Source organism: Algoriphagus halophilus, assembly GCF_900129785.1.
GTDB lineage: Bacteria > Bacteroidota > Bacteroidia > Cytophagales > Cyclobacteriaceae > Algoriphagus > Algoriphagus halophilus.
This window is the reverse complement of record NZ_FSRC01000004.1, coordinates 238,717-257,743: the sequence shown is the minus strand read 5'-3', so window position 1 is coordinate 257,743 and position 19,027 is coordinate 238,717. Positions and strand designations below refer to the sequence as shown.

At 40.4% G+C, this 19,027-nt stretch carries 19 protein-coding genes; 11 read left to right on the top strand and 8 right to left on the bottom strand.

Going from position 1 to position 19,027, the window contains the following annotated elements; genetic code table 11:
- Window positions 1-120: 120 nt before the first annotated feature.
- The 8 genes from BUR11_RS20080 (at window position 121) to BUR11_RS20045 (ending at window position 6,546) form a co-directional block, all read left to right on the top strand.
- Entirely contained in the window at window positions 121-1,635 is a 1,515-nt protein-coding gene (locus BUR11_RS20080) for a Gfo/Idh/MocA family protein (protein ID WP_074226819.1), read from the top strand.
- A gap of 47 nt (window positions 1,636-1,682) precedes the next feature.
- Entirely contained in the window at window positions 1,683-2,630 is a 948-nt protein-coding gene (locus BUR11_RS20075) for a sugar phosphate isomerase/epimerase family protein (RefSeq protein ID WP_074226818.1), read from the top strand.
- A gap of 57 nt (window positions 2,631-2,687) precedes the next feature.
- Window positions 2,688-3,050 carry a VOC family protein gene (locus BUR11_RS20070; protein WP_074226817.1) on the top strand — a complete coding sequence of 121 codons (363 nt, stop codon included), beginning with the start codon at window positions 2,688-2,690 and terminating at the stop codon, window positions 3,048-3,050.
- Between the two features lie 274 nt (window positions 3,051-3,324).
- Complete coding sequence (locus tag BUR11_RS20065) at window positions 3,325-3,711, top strand: VOC family protein (RefSeq protein WP_074226816.1); 387 nt, start codon at window positions 3,325-3,327, stop codon at window positions 3,709-3,711.
- Window positions 3,712-3,778: 67 nt separating this feature from the next.
- Window positions 3,779-5,194, top strand: coding sequence for a S1C family serine protease (locus tag BUR11_RS20060; protein WP_074226815.1), 1,416 nt, complete (start codon window positions 3,779-3,781; stop codon window positions 5,192-5,194).
- Window positions 5,195-5,372: 178 nt separating this feature from the next.
- Window positions 5,373-5,816 (top strand): META domain-containing protein, encoded by a 444-nt coding sequence (locus tag BUR11_RS20055; protein WP_143186095.1) that lies wholly within the window; start codon window positions 5,373-5,375, stop codon window positions 5,814-5,816.
- 1 nt (window position 5,817) lies between these two features.
- Window positions 5,818-6,231, top strand: coding sequence for a hypothetical protein (locus tag BUR11_RS20050; RefSeq protein WP_074226813.1), 414 nt, complete (start codon window positions 5,818-5,820; stop codon window positions 6,229-6,231).
- A gap of 72 nt (window positions 6,232-6,303) precedes the next feature.
- The gene (locus BUR11_RS20045) at window positions 6,304-6,546 is read left to right on the top strand and encodes a VF530 family protein (RefSeq protein ID WP_407640234.1); all 243 of its coding nucleotides are present in this window, start codon (window positions 6,304-6,306) and stop codon (window positions 6,544-6,546) included.
- Window positions 6,547-6,613: 67 nt separating this feature from the next.
- Here BUR11_RS20045 and dnaN read toward each other — a convergent pair whose 3' ends face one another.
- The 6 genes from dnaN to BUR11_RS20015 form a co-directional block, all read right to left on the bottom strand.
- Window positions 6,614-7,738, bottom strand: coding sequence for a DNA polymerase III subunit beta (dnaN, locus tag BUR11_RS20040; protein ID WP_074226811.1), 1,125 nt, complete (start codon window positions 7,736-7,738; stop codon window positions 6,614-6,616).
- A 119-nt stretch (window positions 7,739-7,857) separates the two neighbouring features.
- Entirely contained in the window at window positions 7,858-9,546 is a 1,689-nt protein-coding gene (gene gldG / locus BUR11_RS20035; RefSeq protein ID WP_074226810.1) for a gliding motility-associated ABC transporter substrate-binding protein GldG, read from the bottom strand.
- Window positions 9,543-10,262 (bottom strand): gliding motility-associated ABC transporter permease subunit GldF, encoded by a 720-nt coding sequence (gene gldF / locus BUR11_RS20030; protein WP_074226809.1) that lies wholly within the window; start codon window positions 10,260-10,262, stop codon window positions 9,543-9,545. Before gldF ends, gldG begins: the two co-directional genes overlap by 4 nt.
- A gap of 88 nt (window positions 10,263-10,350) precedes the next feature.
- Window positions 10,351-11,256 carry a gliding motility-associated ABC transporter ATP-binding subunit GldA gene (gene gldA, locus BUR11_RS20025; protein WP_074226808.1) on the bottom strand — a complete coding sequence of 302 codons (906 nt, stop codon included), beginning with the start codon at window positions 11,254-11,256 and terminating at the stop codon, window positions 10,351-10,353.
- 129 nt (window positions 11,257-11,385) lie between these two features.
- On the bottom strand, window positions 11,386-11,910 hold the full coding sequence (locus BUR11_RS20020) for a TlpA family protein disulfide reductase (protein ID WP_074226807.1): 525 nt from the start codon (window positions 11,908-11,910) through the stop codon (window positions 11,386-11,388).
- Window positions 11,911-12,090: 180 nt separating this feature from the next.
- Complete coding sequence (locus tag BUR11_RS20015; protein ID WP_074226806.1) at window positions 12,091-12,789, bottom strand: SDR family oxidoreductase; 699 nt, start codon at window positions 12,787-12,789, stop codon at window positions 12,091-12,093.
- Window positions 12,790-12,934: 145 nt separating this feature from the next.
- Between BUR11_RS20015 and BUR11_RS20010 the strand changes: the two genes are divergently transcribed.
- On the top strand, window positions 12,935-14,230 hold the full coding sequence (locus BUR11_RS20010; protein WP_074226805.1) for an amidohydrolase: 1,296 nt from the start codon (window positions 12,935-12,937) through the stop codon (window positions 14,228-14,230).
- A 236-nt stretch (window positions 14,231-14,466) separates the two neighbouring features.
- Window positions 14,467-15,750, top strand: coding sequence for an amidohydrolase (locus tag BUR11_RS20005; protein ID WP_074226967.1), 1,284 nt, complete (start codon window positions 14,467-14,469; stop codon window positions 15,748-15,750).
- 119 nt (window positions 15,751-15,869) lie between these two features.
- On the opposite strand, the gene BUR11_RS20000 is transcribed toward BUR11_RS20005, so the two are convergent.
- The gene (locus BUR11_RS20000) at window positions 15,870-16,688 is read right to left on the bottom strand and encodes a purine-nucleoside phosphorylase (protein ID WP_074226966.1); all 819 of its coding nucleotides are present in this window, start codon (window positions 16,686-16,688) and stop codon (window positions 15,870-15,872) included.
- Between the two features lie 97 nt (window positions 16,689-16,785).
- Between BUR11_RS20000 and BUR11_RS19995 the strand changes: the two genes are divergently transcribed.
- Window positions 16,786-17,310, top strand: coding sequence for an NADPH-dependent FMN reductase (locus BUR11_RS19995; RefSeq protein ID WP_074226804.1), 525 nt, complete (start codon window positions 16,786-16,788; stop codon window positions 17,308-17,310).
- Window positions 17,311-17,313: 3 nt separating this feature from the next.
- On the opposite strand, the gene ftsZ is transcribed toward BUR11_RS19995, so the two are convergent.
- Entirely contained in the window at window positions 17,314-18,969 is a 1,656-nt protein-coding gene (gene ftsZ, locus BUR11_RS19990) for a cell division protein FtsZ (RefSeq protein WP_074226965.1), read from the bottom strand.
- Window positions 18,970-19,027: the final 58 nt, after the last annotated feature.

Genomic DNA, 19,027 nt, shown 5'->3' with positions numbered 1-19,027 from the left:
CCCACCACCCCTCTACTTTTTCCAGTATATTCTTCTAATAATTATGGACTTCAAGAAGATTTGTTTTGTATTAGCCTCAACCTTTGGTAAATTATTACCAAAACCCAATTTATCCATTTTATGTCTTCAAAGGACAAGCTTAACCGCCGAGAATTTATAGGGACTGCCGCCTCTATCGCAGCATCTTTTTCCATTGTTCCATCCCATGTCATTGCCGGATTAGGCAAAGTTCCCCCATCTGACCAAATCACCGTTGCCAATATTGGTTGCGGCACTCAGGGACTAAGAGAGATGGGTGGATTACTACTCAATCCCGCTATCAGGGTGGTAGCAGTATGTGATTCCAATAAATACACGGAAGATTACATAGACTGGTCTCCCTACGGCATTCGAAATGATATTAGAAAAGTATTGGGTGACGATTCCTGGTGGAGTAATATCAAGGGTATACCAGGAGGTCGGGACGTAGGACAAGCCTATGTAGAAAAATTCTATTCCAAGAATACGCCCGGAGGTACCTATTCGGGTTGTGCATCTTATGAGGACTTCAGGGAGCTCTTTGCAAAGGAAAAAGGGATCGATGTAGTAAAAATAATGACCCCAGATCATACCCATGCATCCATTGCCATGGAGGCGATGAAAAATGGAGTACATGTAGTGACCCACAAGCCCATTTCCAATCGATTGATAGAAGGAAGGAAAGTCATAGAACAGGCAAAATCTTCTGGGGTAACCACGCATTTATTGGCTTGGTCAGACCGACCTGAATACCGTCAGATCAAATCTTGGATGGACGAGGGATTGATTGGAGAATTAAAAGAGATTCACAACTGGTCTTACCGACCTGTATGGCAACAATGGACTAAAAGACCTACCGATACCCCTCCAATCCCAAAAGGATTTAATTGGGACTTATGGTTGGGTCCGGTTCCTGACATGCCTTACCATCCACATTACACCAATAATGTATTTAGAGGTTGGTACGATTTCGGAGGTGGATCAGTAGCCGACATGGGACATTATAGCCTTTTCCCCTTATTTGAAACCTTGGGAATAGATCAGTCCCCCGTTGCTGCAAAAGCATTTGGAACCACCACTCGAGAAGAAATCGACCATGTATACCATTGGGTGGAAAATGATGTGGCATTCCCTGCCAGCTGTATGATTAAGTGGAAATTTCCAAAACAAAAAACACTCCCATCTTTTGACCTGTTTTGGTACGATGGAGGGATGAAGCCTTTTGCTCCCGAAGAACTGGAAATGGAAGGAAAAGACACGCCTGAAGAAGGATTGATGCTCATTGGGACAAAAGGTAAAATCTTAGGAGGTTTTAGAGGTGAAAATCCCGTTTTACTTCCAAAAAGCAAAATGGACTCAAGACCAGCATCCGAAAAAATCAATTCCAGGGAAGTAAATAGAAAAACGGATATGTGGGTCAATGCGGTTAAGGAGAAGCAGCAAACCCCAGGAAGCTTCATAAGAGCTCAAACGATTACAGACACCATCAACTTGGGCGCCATTGCACTGAGGGCAAAGAAAAGAGTTGAGTTTGATGCAAGTATTCCAAAAATTACCAATGATGAATCTTCCAATGAGTTCCTGACCCGAACATATAGAAAGGGCTGGGAAATCTAGATTTTAAATAATTGCCGAACATTTTTTTCAACCAAAACATGAACGTTATGACAAACAGGAGAGAATTCTTAAAATCTGCAGGACTTGCCACTGCAGCATTGAGTATTGGCCTTCCGCAAATGAGTTTCAAGGAAAAAAAGGCAGACCCACTTTTCAAAATTTCCCTAGCGGAATGGTCTTTAAATAAAGCGCTTTTTGCAGGTAAGATAGATCATTTAGACTTCCCTATTTTGGCAAAGCAACATGAAATCGATGCGGTGGAATATGTCAATCAATTTTTCAAAGACAAAGCCACCGACATGGCCTATTTGAGAGAAATGAAAACCCGGGCAGATGGTGAAGGAGTGACCTCAGTCCTTATCATGTGTGATGGAGAGGGGATGTTGGGCGCTGCTACGTCAGAAGGCAGAAAACAAACGGTAGAAAATCATAAAAAATGGGTAGAAGCAGCCAAGTTTCTGGGTTGCCATGCCATACGCGTCAATGCCTATTCCGCAGTACCATGGAGTACCAATCCTGCAGATGAAAAAACTGCCATGGACATAACCAGTTCAGGCTTGAGACAACTCTGTGAATTTGCAGACGATTTTGACATCAATGTGATCATTGAAAATCATGGAGGCTTTTCGAGCAATGCCAAATGGCTGGCAGAAATGATCAAAGAGACAGGTCATCCTCGTGCAGGCACCTTGCCAGACTTTGGAAATTTCAGAATTGCATCGGAGGGTGATAAAAATATTTCCTACGACTCTTACCGCGGAGTGGATGAATTAATGCCCTACGCTAAAGGGGTCAGCCTCAAGCCAGTAGTATGGGACGATCAGGGAAGAGAACATCCCTTGGACTATACCAGAATGATAAAAATTGTTTTAGCCCATGACTTCCATGGCTATGTGGGAATAGAGCATGGCGTAGAAGGCCGAGAGTGGGATAGTATTTTTGAAATAAGAAGGGGCTTGGAGGATGTTAGAAGGACCCTGGAAGCAGAAGGGTAAAACCTAAAGGGAAAGGATTCAGTATTAGGTATTGAATCCTTTTTTTTAACCCCGAATATGAAAACAGAATTTTTATCAACTATTCCGGTTCTACCTTCTAGTGATATCGAAAGAGATTTACGTTGGTATGAGGAGAATTTAGGTTTTAAGAAAATTTTTGGCGACTCCATGTATGTAGGCATTCATTTCAAAACAGTTTGGCTGCATCTCCAATGGCATGCAGATACCGAAGATGATCCTTTACTCGGAGGGTCTGTAGTACGAATTTTTGTAAAAAACATTGAAAACTATTTCAACTCATTGGTCTCGAAAGGAGTGGTTCCAAAAGATAAATTAAGAAAGAATACCCCTTGGGGAACTCATGAATTTGGATTGTACGATTTGAATAACAATGCAATCTTTTTTGTAGAGGACGTTTAATCCGCTTTGGAATTTTCCAGTTGAAAATTGGTAAATATGATTTAGCACTATTTTTCTATGCTATATCATGGTCCAAGAGAGTATCTTTGAATTGAATGCATCCCATCCAAAAACTGTGACTTAGCCATGGAACAGATTCTAGCTGCACAGACTCTAACCTTGATTTTGGAAGATTCTCTATTGTTAGAAATAGAAGATTATGCCAACAATAGAAATTGAAAAAGCCAGATTCTCTCTGACTTTTTTTATGTCCTCAACCTAGTAACTTTAGCGAATGACACAACAATTAGGACAAATTTCACTTTTAGTCAATGACTATGATGATGCCATCGCTTATTATACCAAAACCCTGGATTTTGAATTGGTGGAAGACACTCCAATCAATGAAACCAAGCGATGGGTGAGAGTTTCCCCTCCCGGATCATCATGCCATCTGCTCTTAGCAAAGGCTGCAAATGAATCCCAAAAAGCACAAGTAGGCTTCCAAGCTGGTGGTCGGGTTTTTCTCTTTCTTTATACTGATGATTTTTGGAGGGACTATAAAAAATATACAACCAGAGGTGTGGAGTTTATTCGGGAACCCTCGAATGAGGATTTTGGGATAGTTTCAGTATTCAAAGATCAATACGGAAACCTTTGGGATTTGATTGAAAAGAAATAGATAATTCCTTATCGGTCTTGTCAAAAAAATTGTCTTTGGTCTGGCATTTCATTTAATTATTGAAACAATGACAAAAACTAAACGCAAACTCACCGAAATAGCCCGCCAAATGATGAGTGGTGTGGTGCAAGTGCATGTGGAAGGCTTTATAGAAGAAGACATTCAGTCTGTATTAAACCCATCCATAAAGATTCCTGGTAATTGGTCAGGATCTGGATTTTTTGTCAAGTATAAAGATTTGGAAGGCTATATAGTAACAAATGCCCACGTAGCTAGAAATGCTGTAAAAGTGGAAATCAGCTCCATGCTTACCAGCGAAGAGCGCTTCGAAGCAGAGGTCATTGGGCTTGTAAAACAGCTTGAACCAGATGTAGCATTAATCAAACTAACCGCGAAGGAGCTGATCCGCTTCAAAAAAATTGCCCTCCAACCCATCGAATATTTAGAACTTAGTGAAGGAATCAGTCCTTCTCGAGGCGAGGCAATCAAGGCCATTGGATACCCTTTGGGAATGATAGAACCGAATATCACCGGAGGGGAAATCACTAACTTCATATCTGGCTCAGAGTTTACCACAGAAAGATTTGTAACCAATGCTGCCATTAACCCAGGTAATTCAGGTGGGCCAAGCATCAATGAAGAAGGGAAGGTAGTAGGCCTGAATACCGCGGTAATGATTGATGCGGAAAATATTGGGTTTATTACTCCGGCTGGTTTTGTGAAAATAATCATCGAGAACTTACTGTTACTCAACGAGCCACATTTTGCAGACATCGGAGGAAAATTGCAGAAAAACGCAGAAAACTTTAATCGCTTTTTGAAGCAGTCCCAAGCGAAAGGTGTAATAGTTTCAAAAGTCCTAAAGGACGGATTTCTTGCAGAGGCAAAGATTCAACCAAGGGATGTAATTCTATCCATCAATAAAGTTTCCTTTGATCGACATGGCATTGTAATAGGCAAGGAGGGATTGTATAGACACAAAAACATCTATGATGTCATGAAGTTGGTCCCAATTGGTGAACCTGCTGAAATCACCTTCTTGAGAAATGGGAAAATCCATCATTCCAAAGCCCCAGCAATGCGGAATCCCATGAAGGGAATCATCTCCAACCCTATTTTGAATGAAAGAAGGTATCTTGAAGTCTTTGGAATGGTTATTCAACCTTTGAGTTTTGAGATTATCCAAGCAATTCAAGAAGTCGATTCCTATGCACAAATAGAACTATTGAAAACCATCGATCAGGACAACCCCATGTTGGTAGTGACTCATATCTACCAAGGCACACAAGCTGACGAAATGGAATGGCCACTTGGTGAAATGATCATCAAAGCAAACGATCAAGAAGTACACACCCTCGAAGAATTACAGAAAGAGATTGAAGAATGTAAGAGCGATTCCATCCTATTGGAATGTCTTAACGGAATTATCGGATATTTTCAAATTGAAGGAGCTCCCAAATCAAATTTGGATGAATTATCATAGGTCTGTAAACCAGGACAGACTTCCCTTTTGAGGAACGGTTTTCCTAGATCTTATAAAATAGTTTTTAAACTATTTCATTTTTCATGGGTTTGTTAATCAGAGATTGGTATTCAATCAAAAGCAAAAAGCGACAGCAATTTTTTTTAGTAAATTAGTAGTCAATCAATTATTGTATCTTATGAAGCTGATTTTTCCATTTCATATTCTCATCATTATTTTTTTGATGGTTTCAGCAGGATGTAAAACCACTCAACCGTCCACCAATATGAAAGCGAACTTGTTAGATGGAGAATGGGAAGCAAATTACATCATGGGAACTCCAAAAGGGATGCAGGAACTCTTCCCAAATGGAAATCCCACAGTGACCTTTCAAACTGCTGAAAATTCAATTTCGGGATTTGCAGGATGCAACATTTTCAATGGATCGTTTTCGACGGACGGTAATAAAATTACTATTCCAGAGAATTTGGCCGTCACCAGGAAAATGTGTCCAGATATTTCGGGAGAAAACACTTTTCTAGAGAGTTTGCATAAAGTGAATTCTTACTCGGTCACAGAACAAGGAAACACCCTGAACTTGATCATGGGAGATATGGCGATTATGAGACTAACCAGAAAATAATATGAAAAAGCTATTCATTGTACTTCTCACTTTTTTTTGCATGGCCAGCTTTGGTGTGAAGGCTCAAGACTGGAAGGTGATTGCTGAAAAAACAGTCAATTTTAAAGCAGAAAAAGATGTGGTAAATCCCATGCCAGGAGAGAGGAAAGTTGATAAAATCAGGATTAAATGTATCCAGGGAACGGTAAAACTTAAAAAAGTCCGAGTCTTTATGGCTGATGGTACAGAAAAAGAATATGATGCCAAAGGGGTGGGAGTACTGACCAATGGAATGACTTCTTTGGCTTGGGATCTTCCTGGCAAGGGTGGAGATCCAGCCTTGAAAAAAATAGAGCTGGAATATGATTCAGTTGGAAACATACTATTGACCAAACGGGCCAAGGTAGAAGTAGAGGCTAGAATGGCGGGCAAGTAACTTATTCTATTACCTATTCAACCGGATTACAGCTTATATTGCAGGAGTTTTGCATCTCCTTAAAACCCTCTAATTTTGAAAGAATCATCTTCTCAACCCAACAATCCACTTCATGGAATTAAACTCGTGGATATGGTAGAGCATTTGGTAAACTACTATGGCTGGGAAGAGCTAGGGCAGCGAATTACCATCCGATGTTTTACCCATGATCCATCGATCAATTCCAGTTTAAAATTTTTACGAAAAACTCCTTGGGCCCGGGATCGGGTGGAAGGATTATACCTCAAATCATTGAGAGATGCCAAGAAAAAATAACCCATTCAATTCCAATAAAAAAAGCCCGAAGGAATCTCCGGGCTTTTCGCTTTATGGGTTGTGGTTGTTATACGTAATTATTTAACATCACTGGCATCACCAGCATTAGGATGTCTTCGTTTTCGTCTTGCTCTGCTGGTAAAATCAAACCAGCTCTATTTGGAGCAGAGAATTTCAAGGTCACTTCTTTGCAAGAAAGGTTGTTCAACATTTCTACCAAGAATTTCGCATTGAATCCGATTTCAATATCCTCTCCATCATGCTCGCAAGATAGTCTTTCATTCGCTTCATTGGAGAAATCAAGATCTTCTGCTGAAATCATCAATTCACTTCCTGTCAACTTCAATCTTACCTGGTGAGTGGTCTTATTGGCATAGATCGCGATACGTCTCAAAGAACTTAATAATTCAGAACGATCAATGGTCATCAAGTTTGGATTCTCAGCAGGGATTACATTTTCATAATCTGGGAATCGCTCATCAATCAATCTACAAATCATCTTGATGCTATTGAACTTGAAATAGGCATTGGACTGATTGAACTCTACAGATACAGGCACATTCTCAGATGGTAAAGTAGATTTAAGTAAGTTCAAAGCCTTTCGAGGGATAATTAAACTTGCAGCATCCGAAGAAGCCACATCTACTCTTCTATATCGTACCAATCGATGACCATCTGTAGCCACAAATGTGGTATTGGTAGGACTTAGGTTAATGTAAACACCTGTCATTGCCGGTCTCAACTCGTCTGAGCTCGTAGCAAAAATTGTATTGGAAACTGCGCTCGCAAGCACCTCAGTGGACATGTCCACAGTAGTAGCATTGCTTACGGTTGGGATCTTAGGGAAATCAGTTGCATTTTCTCCCGCAAGTCTATATCGACCATTGTCAGAGCTGATTTCAACAGCATAAGTATCATGATCAATACTGAAAGTAACTGGCTGCTCAGGCAAGTTTTTCAAAGTTTCGATCAAAATACGAGCGGGGACAGCAATATTTCCATCTTCTTTTGCCTCTACGGCGATTTCGGTAATCATCGAAGTTTGAAGATCCGAAGCAGTAATGGTCAAAACACTGTCTTTTATCTCAAAAAGGAAGTTTTCCAAAATTGGAACAACAGGGTTGGTAGTCACCACACCGTTGATCGCAGAAAGCTGCTTGAGTAAGGCAGAAGAGGAAACAATAAATTTCATATCGAAGGGCTTATTAATTTTAATTCTCGCAATGGGGTAAATTTATAAATAAAATTGATTTAGAACTGACCCGAAACGTAAAGACTCGAAATTAATGTCAAGAAAATGTACTTTTTTACCTAGTTTATTTTTTTAGAATATTTTTGATGACGAATCCACCATACAATTGCTCCAATCAAAAGCAGAATGACAACGGGAGCCACCACGTTGATTAATTGCCAAAAAGTCTTTTGTTGGGCAACTTTTACTTTATTCAAAGGTCGGATTTGAAAAGTTCGGGCCCTAGAGGCAATGATCCCCTCGGGATCAACCAGGTATTTGACCATATTTCTCAACAATAATTTATTGGCAAAGGTCACTTGACTGAATGGGTCTTCTCCCAAGGCCAAGGGGCTTCCATCTTGAAGGCTTTTTTGGCTTTGAAATACATCCCCATCTCCAAAGACTACTACTTTCCCTTTGCCGGACTCTTTAAAATCTGTTTTAGAAAAGCCCTCAGGCAAAAATCTGTTCTTAAACAACGAAGTAAACTCTCCTTCCAGCAAATACGCCAAAGGCAAATTCCTAACAGAGAAAGCCTCTACCGGAGGTTCTTGTTCCATATCACTGAAAGCTACTCGAACAGGAGCAGGCAAAACCCGTGAGTTATTGGAGGAAAATATCAATGGAGTCTTTTTTACTCCCTCTGCCATTACAGTATCCAAACTACTTGCAAAACGATAATAAACCACATCCAATCCTTTGGTAATAGGATGAGTTTGCATGACACCTGCCTGAATGAAAAATGGCCAAGGCAATGGAACCATTTGATCCTGATTTCCAAAATTCCCGGCCATTACCGGAAAATAACCAAAATTCAAGTCCTGTATTAAGTCCTTATTTACCCGAATACCATACTTAAAAAGTAGGTTTTCCAGCCCTGAGTCCACCGGCATTGCCAAGGTCCCCTCTCCACCAGCTTCTGCAATATCTACTGCCACTCCATCCACCATAACTACTAGGTTACCTCCATTCATGACATATTGATCCAGTAGGTAAACCTCTCGATCAGAATAAATGTCTCTTGGCCCTTCTATGAAAATGATTTTAAAATTCTCCAAATCAGCGGGCGACTTGGCCTGTTCCAATGGAACTTTGAACAACTCAAATTCTCCATCCAATGCCTCTACAATTCCGTACCCTTCATCCTCTGCCATTTCTCCATGTCCCATGATCATAGCAATGGCTGATTCCTCCGGACTCACCAATTTCTTGATGGCATTACTCAACTCAAACTCTAGGTTTTCTATGGACTGATTCAAAATCTCATCAGGGCCCATTCCTCTTTCACCTTTTAATACCAAGGCCCCAGTTTCAAATTCTGCATTGCTGACCAAAATCCCTGGAAATATCAAAGTTGCTTGTTGTCCAGAATTTTGGCTTACATAGAGATTTGTTGGATTGATTCCATATGCTGTAAGTGAACCTATAAAATCCTCTTGCTCCGATTCTGCAACTGTCAATGGGTCAAAATATGAGAAGGTAATTTTCTCAGGGCTATAGGCATTAAAGGTTCTTACAGTCTCCTCTATGGATTTTTGCAACCTTCTCATTCCTCCAGGTAAGTCTTCACCCACCAGAAGAATATCTACGTGAATAGGTTCTGTCAACTCAGAAAGGACTTCTTCAGTTGCCGGATGCAAAGAATATCTCTTCTCCTCTGTCAAGTCAATTCTAAATCTGAGCAATTGAGCCAGCAGTGCTAAAATTAAAATACCACTTACTAGGAGTAGCCAAGACTTGACGCTATTTAATGATGACTTTTTCATTTGTTTTTCAAAGTCAAAACACTCAATCCAAGAAATAACCAAACCATTCCAAGCATAAAAAACACATCGCTTGAATCGACCACTCCCCTACTCAAATTGATATAGTGGAAACTCAAACTCAGCTCTTCTACCCAGTAGGCAAAATCCCCTACCTGAAGATCTGCTAAAGCAGAAAATCCAAAGTACAGCACAAAACAGAGGAATACGCCCAAGACAAACGCTAGTACTTGTTGAGAAGTCAATGCACTAGCAAAAAGTCCTACAGCTGCAAAGACCGCCCCAATCATCAATAAGCCGATCCAAGATCCAAAGAAACCTGCCTGGTCCAAATTACCTACAGGGTCTCCCAGCTGAACGATACTAAAGAAATAGAGTAAAGTGGGCAATACGGCCAACACCACCAAAAACAGTAAGGCAAAATACTTGGCAAACACGATTTGCAACAAGGAAAGAGGAGATGTGCGAAGCAATTCCCAGGTCCCGGTTTTTCGTTCATCTGCGATGGAACGCATTGCTATGGCTGGAACCAAAAATGTAAATACATAAGGAGTGTAAGTAAATAAAGCTTCTAAGTCGGCATATCCATATTCCAGCACACTACTTTCTGGAAATACCCATACGATCAGCCCTATTGCAATAAGGAACAAGGCCAAGACTAGATAGCCTAGGAGACTTCCAAAAAATGCATTTATTTCTTTGAAGAACAGACTTTTCATTGGGTTTATAACTGTTTATCAAAGGTCCTCAAGAATCTCGCATAGCTAATACCCACTCCAATGTTCAAATTCTTAGTTATGCTTGATTTCATTTAGTGATCTCTCTGAAAATTTGTTCTAAATTCTTTTTACTCTGGCTCATGCTCATCAAATTCAAGTTCTTTTCTTGGACGATTTTCATGACTACCTTCCTAGCCTCTGCAGGATCTTGGCAGGAAATCAAGAGGGAGGTATTTCCTTTTTTTCCATAAGCCGGAGTTCCAATGGATTCAAACCAACTCAACTCAAGAGCTTCCTCCGTTTCTAATTCCAGTTGAACTTCTGATGTCTTCGAGGTCAAATTTTCCAATGGCTCCGCAGCAAGAATCTTACCCTTATTGATGATTACCACATCATGACAAATCGCTTCTACCTCCTGCATGATATGGGTAGAGAGGATCAAGGTCTTTTCCTTGGCAATTTCAGAGATCAGATTTCTGATTTCCACCAATTGATTGGGGTCCAAACCTGTAGTAGGCTCATCCAGAATAATGACTTGGGGATCATGGATTAATGCTTTTGCCAGGCCCACTCGTTGTCTATATCCCTTGGAAAGCTGACCTATTTTTTTGTGCTGCTCTGGTAATAAACCCGTCTTTTTTAAAAGTTCCTCAATGCGAACAGTACGTTCCTTTCCCGTCACTCCATAAATACCTGCAGAAAATTCCAGGAATTCCCTCACATACATATCCAGATAGAGCGGGTTATGCTCTGGAAGATACCCTATCAAAGGGCTTACTTCTTTAGGGCTTTGTAAAGCATCTTTCCCCATCACCTGAACTTGGCCAGCATCTGCCTGAATAAATCCAGTGATGATTTTCATCGTGGTGGATTTGCCTGCTCCATTGGGACCGAGAAATCCTAAAATTCTCCCAGGCATGGCTTTGAAAGACACTTGATCCAGTGCTTTCTGAGTTCCGTACAGTTTAGATAATTGGGATACTTCTAAGGACATGAGTTTAATTTACAAGATCAAAAGTAAGCAAAAATTATAGTTTCCATGGCTCATTATGATTTGATAGCTTTTCGATCCAAAAGCATAAAACCGGAAACAAACTTTACTTATTTCACCAGAGGATGAAGCCTACTTTCCTCTGCCTAAATTTTCCAACAGCAGGTCAATTTTTGTGATGCCTACGTATTCTGCTATCAGTTCTTTTCTAGCATTATAACAAAAAATAGATGGCACACTTCTGATCTGATAGTAGCTAGCCACATTCATATCAGCATCCAACAGAAAGTGCACAAAGCTTTTGTCTTTGATTCCTAGTTCCTCGACAAACCCAATCATTTCTTCTTTGGGTTGCACGGTCGTGAAAATGAGATTATAGTCTTTAAACTCATCTATTCGCTCAGAAATCTTACCCAGCTCTTCCTGGCATAAATGGCACGTAGAGTTGAAATAAATAAAGAGCGTAGGTTTATTCTGAGCCAGTTGATGAATAGAGTTTGCTTTTCCATGAATATCATTCAATGTGAAATCAGGTAAATCCTTCGGAGCAGAAAGGGCTGGTAATACCTCTACATTTGCATTGTCAGAGGAATATGCCAAATAGGCTGTACATCCCAGAAGTAAGGTAAATAAAAGGATCAGATTTACTTTTTTCATAGTAAGAATTCAAAATGATTGAGGGCTCAAATTAAACACTAAACTCGCTGAAAGCAATTTAATTACTTGGGAATAGCCATCCATTGCTTTTGTTTTAAATAGGCTGGCTAAAAAAGAAAACACCCACAATATTAAATAAAATCGTGGGTGAATAGGCTCTTATAGAACTTGCCAGAAAATTTACTTTTTCCCTTTTGGCCTTAAAGGTCTGCACTCTACATCTGTCACAAAATAATTAGGATGGGTTTCCAAGGTTTGAATCATGGTAGTAGCCACATCAATTGGCCTCATCATATGTTCATGTGCATCCACTCCCGGAATATCGTCAAAGAAATTGGTTTGAATGGAACCCGGATAGATGGTAGAAACTTTGATACCAAAGTCTCTTAATTCCATGTATAAGGAATGGGAAATCCCTCGAACAGCATGCTTGGTTCCTACATAACCAGCGAATTTGTTCACTCCATTTAATCCAGCGATAGAAGCTACATTCAAGATGTGCCCCTCATCAGCTGCCTTCATGGCAGGAATCAAGCGTTTGGTAGTGTAGAAAATTCCATGAACATTGGTATCAAACATCGCCTTCCAATCCTCAGAAGAAAATGTCTCTGTGTCACCTGCCACTCCAAAACCAGCATTGTTCACCAAAATCCGAATATCACTCCCAAGCTTTGCTACGGTAGATTGAAATGCATTTTCAACAGCCTCTTCATTTGCCACATCGCAAGAAAAAAAGTGGAAGTTTTCATGTTTAAAATCTGGAGCATTTCTCCCCCATCCTGCTACCACTGTTCCTTTTTCTACTAATTGCTTCACCACTTCCAGACCTACTCCTTTACTTACTCCAGTTACTACTGCTATTTTTCCTTTTAATTCCATATCGTTATTTTCTTGATTTCACCATAAAAAACATTTGAATTGAAAATAGTTCTTTAAAAACAGTATTTATGGTATTTCTTTCAAAGGAAAACTCAAGCGTCAAGTAATTTTCTAAATTTGATTTTATAGAATTTAACCATCAATCATGAAAAAAATAATATTACCCTTACTTATCGCGCCTATTCTAGGTGCAGGAACTGTTATGGCACAGTCCTCTCTTAGACCAGAAATAGACTCCAAGGCGAACTCTATTGAATCTAAGGTCATCGAATGGAGAAGAGACATCCATATGCATCCCGAATTGGGAAATCAAGAATTTAGAACTGCCAAAAAAGTAGCAGATCATTTGAGGTCCTTAGGAATTGAGGTAACTGAGGAGGTTGCGGTAACTGGTGTTGTCGGATTTTTAAAAGGAGGAAAACCCGGTCCAACTGTAGCATTAAGAGCTGATATGGATGCCCTTCCTGTCACTGAAAGAAATGATCTTCCATTCAAATCTGTAAATACTGCCACGTATAATGGTCAGGAAACCGGTGTCATGCATGCCTGTGGACACGATACCCACGTGGCTATCTTAATGGGTGTTGCTGAAGTTTTGGCCAGCATGAAAGATGAGTTGGAAGGAAATGTAAAGTTCTTTTTCCAACCTGCTGAAGAGGGAGTGTATGGACAGGGAATGGCAGGTGCAGAACTCATGGTAGCAGAAGGAGTCATGGAAGATGTTGATGCCGTATTTGGTCTTCACATTGCCTCTCAAATGGAAGTAGGAAAAATCGGTTATCGATCTGGCCCTGCTATGGCAGCTGTTGATAATCTTGAAATTACTCTCAAGGGTCGTCAGGCTCATGGAGCCTCACCTTGGTCTAGTGTTGATCCGATCGTCACATCTTCCCAAATCGTAATGGGTTTACAAACTATCTTGTCAAGAAGTGTTAATATCACTGAAAATCCTGCGGTAGTTACTGTTGGTGCCATTCATGGTGGGATCAGACATAACATCATTCCGGAACAGGTAGAAATGATCGGCACTATCCGAACTTTCGGAGATGAACAACAAGAGCTAGTTCATAAAAGAATTACAGAAATCGTAACCAATATAGCAGAAAGTGCTGGCGCGGAAGTTGATTTGAAAATTGAAAAACTTTATCCCTCTACAGTAAATGACCCTGCTCTGACTGCGACTATGTTGCCCACCTTGCAGGCTGCAGCCGGTGAAGGAAATGTTATTTCGATGCCTCCTGTAACAGGTGCTGAGGATTTCAGCTTCTTCCAAAGAGAAAAGCCAGGATTATTCATCAATTTGGGTGGAATGAAAAAAGGTGGAGATCCTACCACTACCCCTTCTCACCATACTCCAGGATTCTATATTGACGAAGGTGGGTTCACCTTGGGAGTAAGAGCATTGAGCTATTTTGTCGTAGACTATATGGGAATGCAATAATAGAATTATTTCATCAATGGATTAAGATTTTCTATAAAGCAAGATTGGCTTAAATGAATACCCAGATCTTAAGGTTCTGGGTATTTTTTATGCTTATGGACATGATATCTCTTAAACAAGTCAGTCCAAATAGAATTACAGTAGATTTTCCTACATTAGAGAATAATAAAATTTTTAGAAAAGTCAACAAGGACAGCACTTTTAACTGTATTGATCATTCACTAAAACCAAGAAAATTGAAAAAGCTCTTAATACCATTTCTCTTCCTTTCTATAGCCAGTTTCGGCCAATCCAAACTCCGCCCAAAAATCGACCAATCTTCCGATCAAGTGGAATCCAAGGTCATTGAATGGAGAAGAGATTTTCATCAGAATCCTGAATTAAGCAATCAAGAATTTCGCACAGCAAAAGTTATTGCAGAGCATCTTCGTTCACTTGGAATGGAAGTCACTGAAGGCGTAGCTAAAACGGGAGTAGTAGGAATTTTGAAAGGAGGAAAACCAGGGCCTATGGTGGGGCTTAGAGCAGATATGGATGCTTTGCCGGTAACTGAACGTGCCGATGTACCTTTCAAATCAACAGTAACCACCACTTTCAATGGACAAGAAACAGGTGTCATGCACGCATGTGGACATGATTCCCATATGGCAATTATGATGGGAGTCGCTGAGGTTTTGGCCGGAATGAAGGACCAATTAGAAGGATCTATAAAATTTATTTTCCAACCCGCTGAGGAAGGTGTGTATGATGGTAGTATTGCTGGAGCTGAACTCATGGTGAAAGAAGGAGTAATGGAAGACGTAGATGCCATCTTTGGATTACATATTTGGGCACAAATTGAAGCAGGAAAAATAGGATATAGGTCAGGGCCATTTTTAGCAGCGGTAGATAATCTCAAAATCACTGTTAATGGAACCCAATCTCATGGTGCAACTCCTTGGTATGGGGTAGACCCTATTGTAAGTTCTTCCCAAATTGTGATGGGGCTTCAGACCATTCTTTCTAGAAATGTAAATATTACCGAAAACCCTGCAATCGTTACGATAGGAGCTATCCATGGAGGGATTCGCTCTAATATTATCCCCGAAGAGGTAAATATGATAGGAACCATCCGGACTTTTGGGGATGAACAACAAGCATTGGTGCATAAACGAATCACTGAAATTGTAACAAATATTGCTGAAAGCTCAGGAGCATCCGCAAAGGTAGAAATCGGGAAACTTTATCCTTCCACGGTGAATCCGCCTGCTTTCACCTCTCAAATGCTTCCGTCTCTTAAAGGGGCCGCTGGAGAAGAAAATGTAATTGCAATGGATCCGATAACCGGTTCAGAGGATTTCAGCTACTTTCAACGTGAAAAACCAGGATTTTTCATCATGCTAGGAGGTATGAAAATAGGAGGCGATCCTTTAACAACAGCCTCTCATCATACCCCAGATTTCTATCTTGAGGAAAGTGGATTCAAACTTGGGGTCCGGGCATTGAGTTATTTGGTAGTAGACTATATGGGAATGCAATAAATAACCCTAAATGAATGAAGCCGCGATTTCACATGAAGTCGCGGCTTTTTTTATCATTGATCAAACCACCTAGGTGGCGTAGCTTGCTTAACTATTGAAATTACAGAAGTAGCAAATTCCTACATTCTTTTCACTAATTCTTCCATAATTTTTGCCATGATCGGCTCTGCCATCGCGGCTGCTTTCAATACCTCTGCAATGGTTACTCTTTTTATCTTCCCTTCCACACCCAAATCGGTAATAGCTGAGATTCCAAAAACCTCTATCCCCATTTGTCTTGCCACTATTACTTCAGGAACAGTACTCATCCCTACTGCATCTGCCCCTATTGTTCTTAAGTATTTATATTCAGCGGGGGTTTCCAAATTGGGGCCCTGTACTCCTGCATAGGTTCCGGTATGAAACATGAATCTATACTCAATGGCAATTTCTTCAGCCAATTGGATCAATCGCGTTGAATAGGCATCACTCATATCAGGAAACCGTACTCCAAACTCATCTAAATTCTTACCGCGAAGAGGGTTCTCAGGAAACAAGTCTATATGATCATTGATGATCATTACCTCACCTACATGCTGTGATGGGTTTAATCCTCCTGAAGCATTAGAGACCAATAATTGACTCACTCCCAATAGCTTCATCACTCGTACCGGGAAAGTCACTTCTTTCATAGAATAGCCTTCATAATAATGAAATCTACCTTTCATGGCCACCACCCTCTTCCCATGAATGGTACCGAAAATCAATTTACCTGAATGGCTTTCCACCGTAGAAACCGGGAAATGCGGAATTTCGCTATAATCGATTTCAATATCTACATGAATTTTCTCTCCTAGTTTACCAAGACCTGTTCCCAGAATAATTCCGATATTCACGGATTCAGAATGGAGGTTTTGTATAAATTGAAAAGCTTCTTTAATCTGATCTGAGTAGTTCATGGTCTGCATAATTCTTAATTAGTAAAGATATTAAAATTGACCATTGTGTGAACACTTCATGGATATAGCCTGTTGTTTTGACTTAAAAACAAATGAAATGATCAAAATCATCGTAGGAACCAACCGAAAAAACTCTGTTTCCAAAATTATTGCCGAATTATATCAGTCTATTCTAAAGGAGAAAGGAGCTGACTCTGAAATTCTGGAATTGGAAAACCTACCCATTGATTTTATTGAAACCGCTTTATATGAAAACAATGGAAAAAATGAGGATTACAATCTCTTCCATGACAAATTCAAGGAAGGCGAAAAATTTGTATTTATCATCCCGGAATACAATGGTTCCTTTCCAGGTATTTTAAAAGCGTTCATTGATGGGATGACTTATCCCAATATTCTCCAAAATAAAAAAAGTGCCCTAGTGGGCATCTCTTCTGGAATCGGGGGAGGTGGCATCGCTTTGAGCCACCTCACCGATATATTCCATTATTTGGGGATGCATGTCCTTGCTCTCAAGCCTAAGCTTGCCAAAATAGAGCAAAATATGTCAGATAACCTGCTCACCAACAGGCTTTACATGGACTTATTGCATTCCCAGGCAGACATGCTGCTAGAGTTTTAGCATTTAGTCCACATTATCGTGTAAGAATCTATTATTTCCTAGAATCTCATTGTCATCGTTCAGGTTATACTTACTGATATTTTGCTCTGAACTATGCTGAGGCTCATTCAATTTCACATTCTTACGCTGGTAAGCAGGAACTTCCATTTTCTCCTTTAATTCTTCTGGAGTTGGATTGAAAGTTCTATTACCTCTTAATTTTTCGAAACGCTCATGAGCTCTTTGAATCGCCTTTTGTTTCATTTGCTCATAGTAATCATTTGCGAACATTGGAGCTTCTGGCTCTTCCTCTTTCTTTTCGGGCTGAGGCTCACTTTTCTCCTGCTCCTCGTATAAATCATGAACGATTTTCTTTGGCTCAGGCTTCACAAATTCAAACTCTGACCTCTCTTCTTGCTTTGGCTTCACTTCGAAGTTGAACTCTGGTTCCACCTCTTCATTTTCCACTTTCTTAACCGGCTTCTCTTCTGCTTGTTTATTGGCCACAGGAGCTGCTTTTGGGAAAGAAAATACAAAGGTTGAACCATTGCCTACTGCTTCTTCTTTTACTTTTTCACTTTTTCCGGAATCCAAATTGATCACTGTCTTTACAGCTTCCGGCTCTGGAGTTTTATCTGCCACACTTGGAGCAATCACCGGGGTTGGCAAAGGCGTCTTCATCTCTGCTTTTTTAGCTGCCCCTTCCAATCGATCCATTTCAAAACCAGTAGCAATCACAGTTACACGAATCGCCTTCCCTAGTTCCACGTCAATACCCTGACCAAAAATCACTTCTGCATTATCTCCGGCTTTCTCTTGAATGTATTCAGTGATTTCACTCAACTCATCCATGGATAATTCTTCATCCTCACCAGACATGATGGAAAGAAGAATCTTCTCCGCTCCCTTAATATCCACGTTGTTCAACAGTGGAGAAGAAATTGCAGCACCCGCTGCTCGGATTGCTCTTCCTTCGCCTTCTTCAGTAGAAGATCCCATCACTGCTGCACCCGCATCTTTCATGACGGTTTTCACATCCTCAAAATCGACATTGACATCTTGATGGATGGTAATGATTTCAGCAATGGATTTTGCTGCGGTAGTGAGGATATCATCCGCTTTTCCAAAAGCAGTTCTGATCGCTAAATTACCATAAATCTCTCTCAGCTTATCGTTCAAAATCACCAGCACGGTATCGCAATTTTCACGTAGTGATTCAATCCCTTGCTGCGCAACGTTCATTTTCTTTTTACCCTCAAACATAAACGGAGCAGTCACAATACCCACCGTTAGTATGTTTAATTCTTTTGCAATTTTGGCAATGATTGGAGCTGCACCTGTTCCGGTACCTCCACCCATTCCTGCTGTAATAAATACCATTTTGGTATTATCAGCCAATAGCTCACGAATCTCATCCTGGGACTCGATCGCTGCATTTTTACCTTGCTCAGGATTTGCTCCTGCGCCTAAACCTTCTGTAAGGTTTGCTCCCAATTGAAGTCTCAAAGGAACCGGACTGGATTTCAAAGCTTGTGCATCTGTGTTGACCACGACAAACTCCACATCTTTAATTCCTTGGCTGAACATGTGGTTCACGGCATTGGAACCGCCTCCACCAACGCCAATCACTTTGATAATCGACTTTTGATTTTTTGGAAGATCAAATCTGTAATCTTTCATGTTATCTGACATATTTATTTATTTGGTGAATTATTTTCAGTTGTTAGTAAAAAGGTTA

What these genes read in the sequence shown, in the direction of transcription:
- BUR11_RS20000 (WP_074226966.1), bottom strand. Translation starts at nt 16,688, where the DNA reads ATGAACTACTCAGATCAGATTAAAGAAGCTTTTCAATTTATACAAAAC.
- BUR11_RS20015 (WP_074226806.1), bottom strand. Translation starts at nt 12,789, where the DNA reads ATGGAATTAAAAGGAAAAATAGCAGTAGTAACTGGAGTAAGTAAAGGA.
- BUR11_RS20065 (WP_074226816.1), top strand. Translation starts at nt 3,325, where the DNA reads ATGACACAACAATTAGGACAAATTTCACTTTTAGTCAATGACTATGAT.
- BUR11_RS20020 (WP_074226807.1), bottom strand. Translation starts at nt 11,910, where the DNA reads ATGAAAAAAGTAAATCTGATCCTTTTATTTACCTTACTTCTGGGATGT.
- ftsZ (WP_074226965.1), bottom strand. Translation starts at nt 18,969, where the DNA reads ATGAAAGATTACAGATTTGATCTTCCAAAAAATCAAAAGTCGATTATC.
- BUR11_RS20080 (WP_074226819.1), top strand. Translation starts at nt 121, where the DNA reads ATGTCTTCAAAGGACAAGCTTAACCGCCGAGAATTTATAGGGACTGCC.
- BUR11_RS20060 (WP_074226815.1), top strand. Translation starts at nt 3,779, where the DNA reads ATGACAAAAACTAAACGCAAACTCACCGAAATAGCCCGCCAAATGATG.
- BUR11_RS20070 (WP_074226817.1), top strand. Translation starts at nt 2,688, where the DNA reads ATGAAAACAGAATTTTTATCAACTATTCCGGTTCTACCTTCTAGTGAT.
- BUR11_RS20050 (WP_074226813.1), top strand. Translation starts at nt 5,818, where the DNA reads ATGAAAAAGCTATTCATTGTACTTCTCACTTTTTTTTGCATGGCCAGC.
- dnaN (WP_074226811.1), bottom strand. Translation starts at nt 7,738, where the DNA reads ATGAAATTTATTGTTTCCTCTTCTGCCTTACTCAAGCAGCTTTCTGCG.
- BUR11_RS20010 (WP_074226805.1), top strand. Translation starts at nt 12,935, where the DNA reads ATGAAAAAAATAATATTACCCTTACTTATCGCGCCTATTCTAGGTGCA.
- gldG (WP_074226810.1), bottom strand. Translation starts at nt 9,546, where the DNA reads ATGAAAAAGTCATCATTAAATAGCGTCAAGTCTTGGCTACTCCTAGTA.
- BUR11_RS19995 (WP_074226804.1), top strand. Translation starts at nt 16,786, where the DNA reads ATGATCAAAATCATCGTAGGAACCAACCGAAAAAACTCTGTTTCCAAA.
- BUR11_RS20055 (WP_143186095.1), top strand. Translation starts at nt 5,373, where the DNA reads ATGAAGCTGATTTTTCCATTTCATATTCTCATCATTATTTTTTTGATG.
- gldA (WP_074226808.1), bottom strand. Translation starts at nt 11,256, where the DNA reads ATGTCCTTAGAAGTATCCCAATTATCTAAACTGTACGGAACTCAGAAA.
- BUR11_RS20075 (WP_074226818.1), top strand. Translation starts at nt 1,683, where the DNA reads ATGACAAACAGGAGAGAATTCTTAAAATCTGCAGGACTTGCCACTGCA.
- gldF (WP_074226809.1), bottom strand. Translation starts at nt 10,262, where the DNA reads ATGAAAAGTCTGTTCTTCAAAGAAATAAATGCATTTTTTGGAAGTCTC.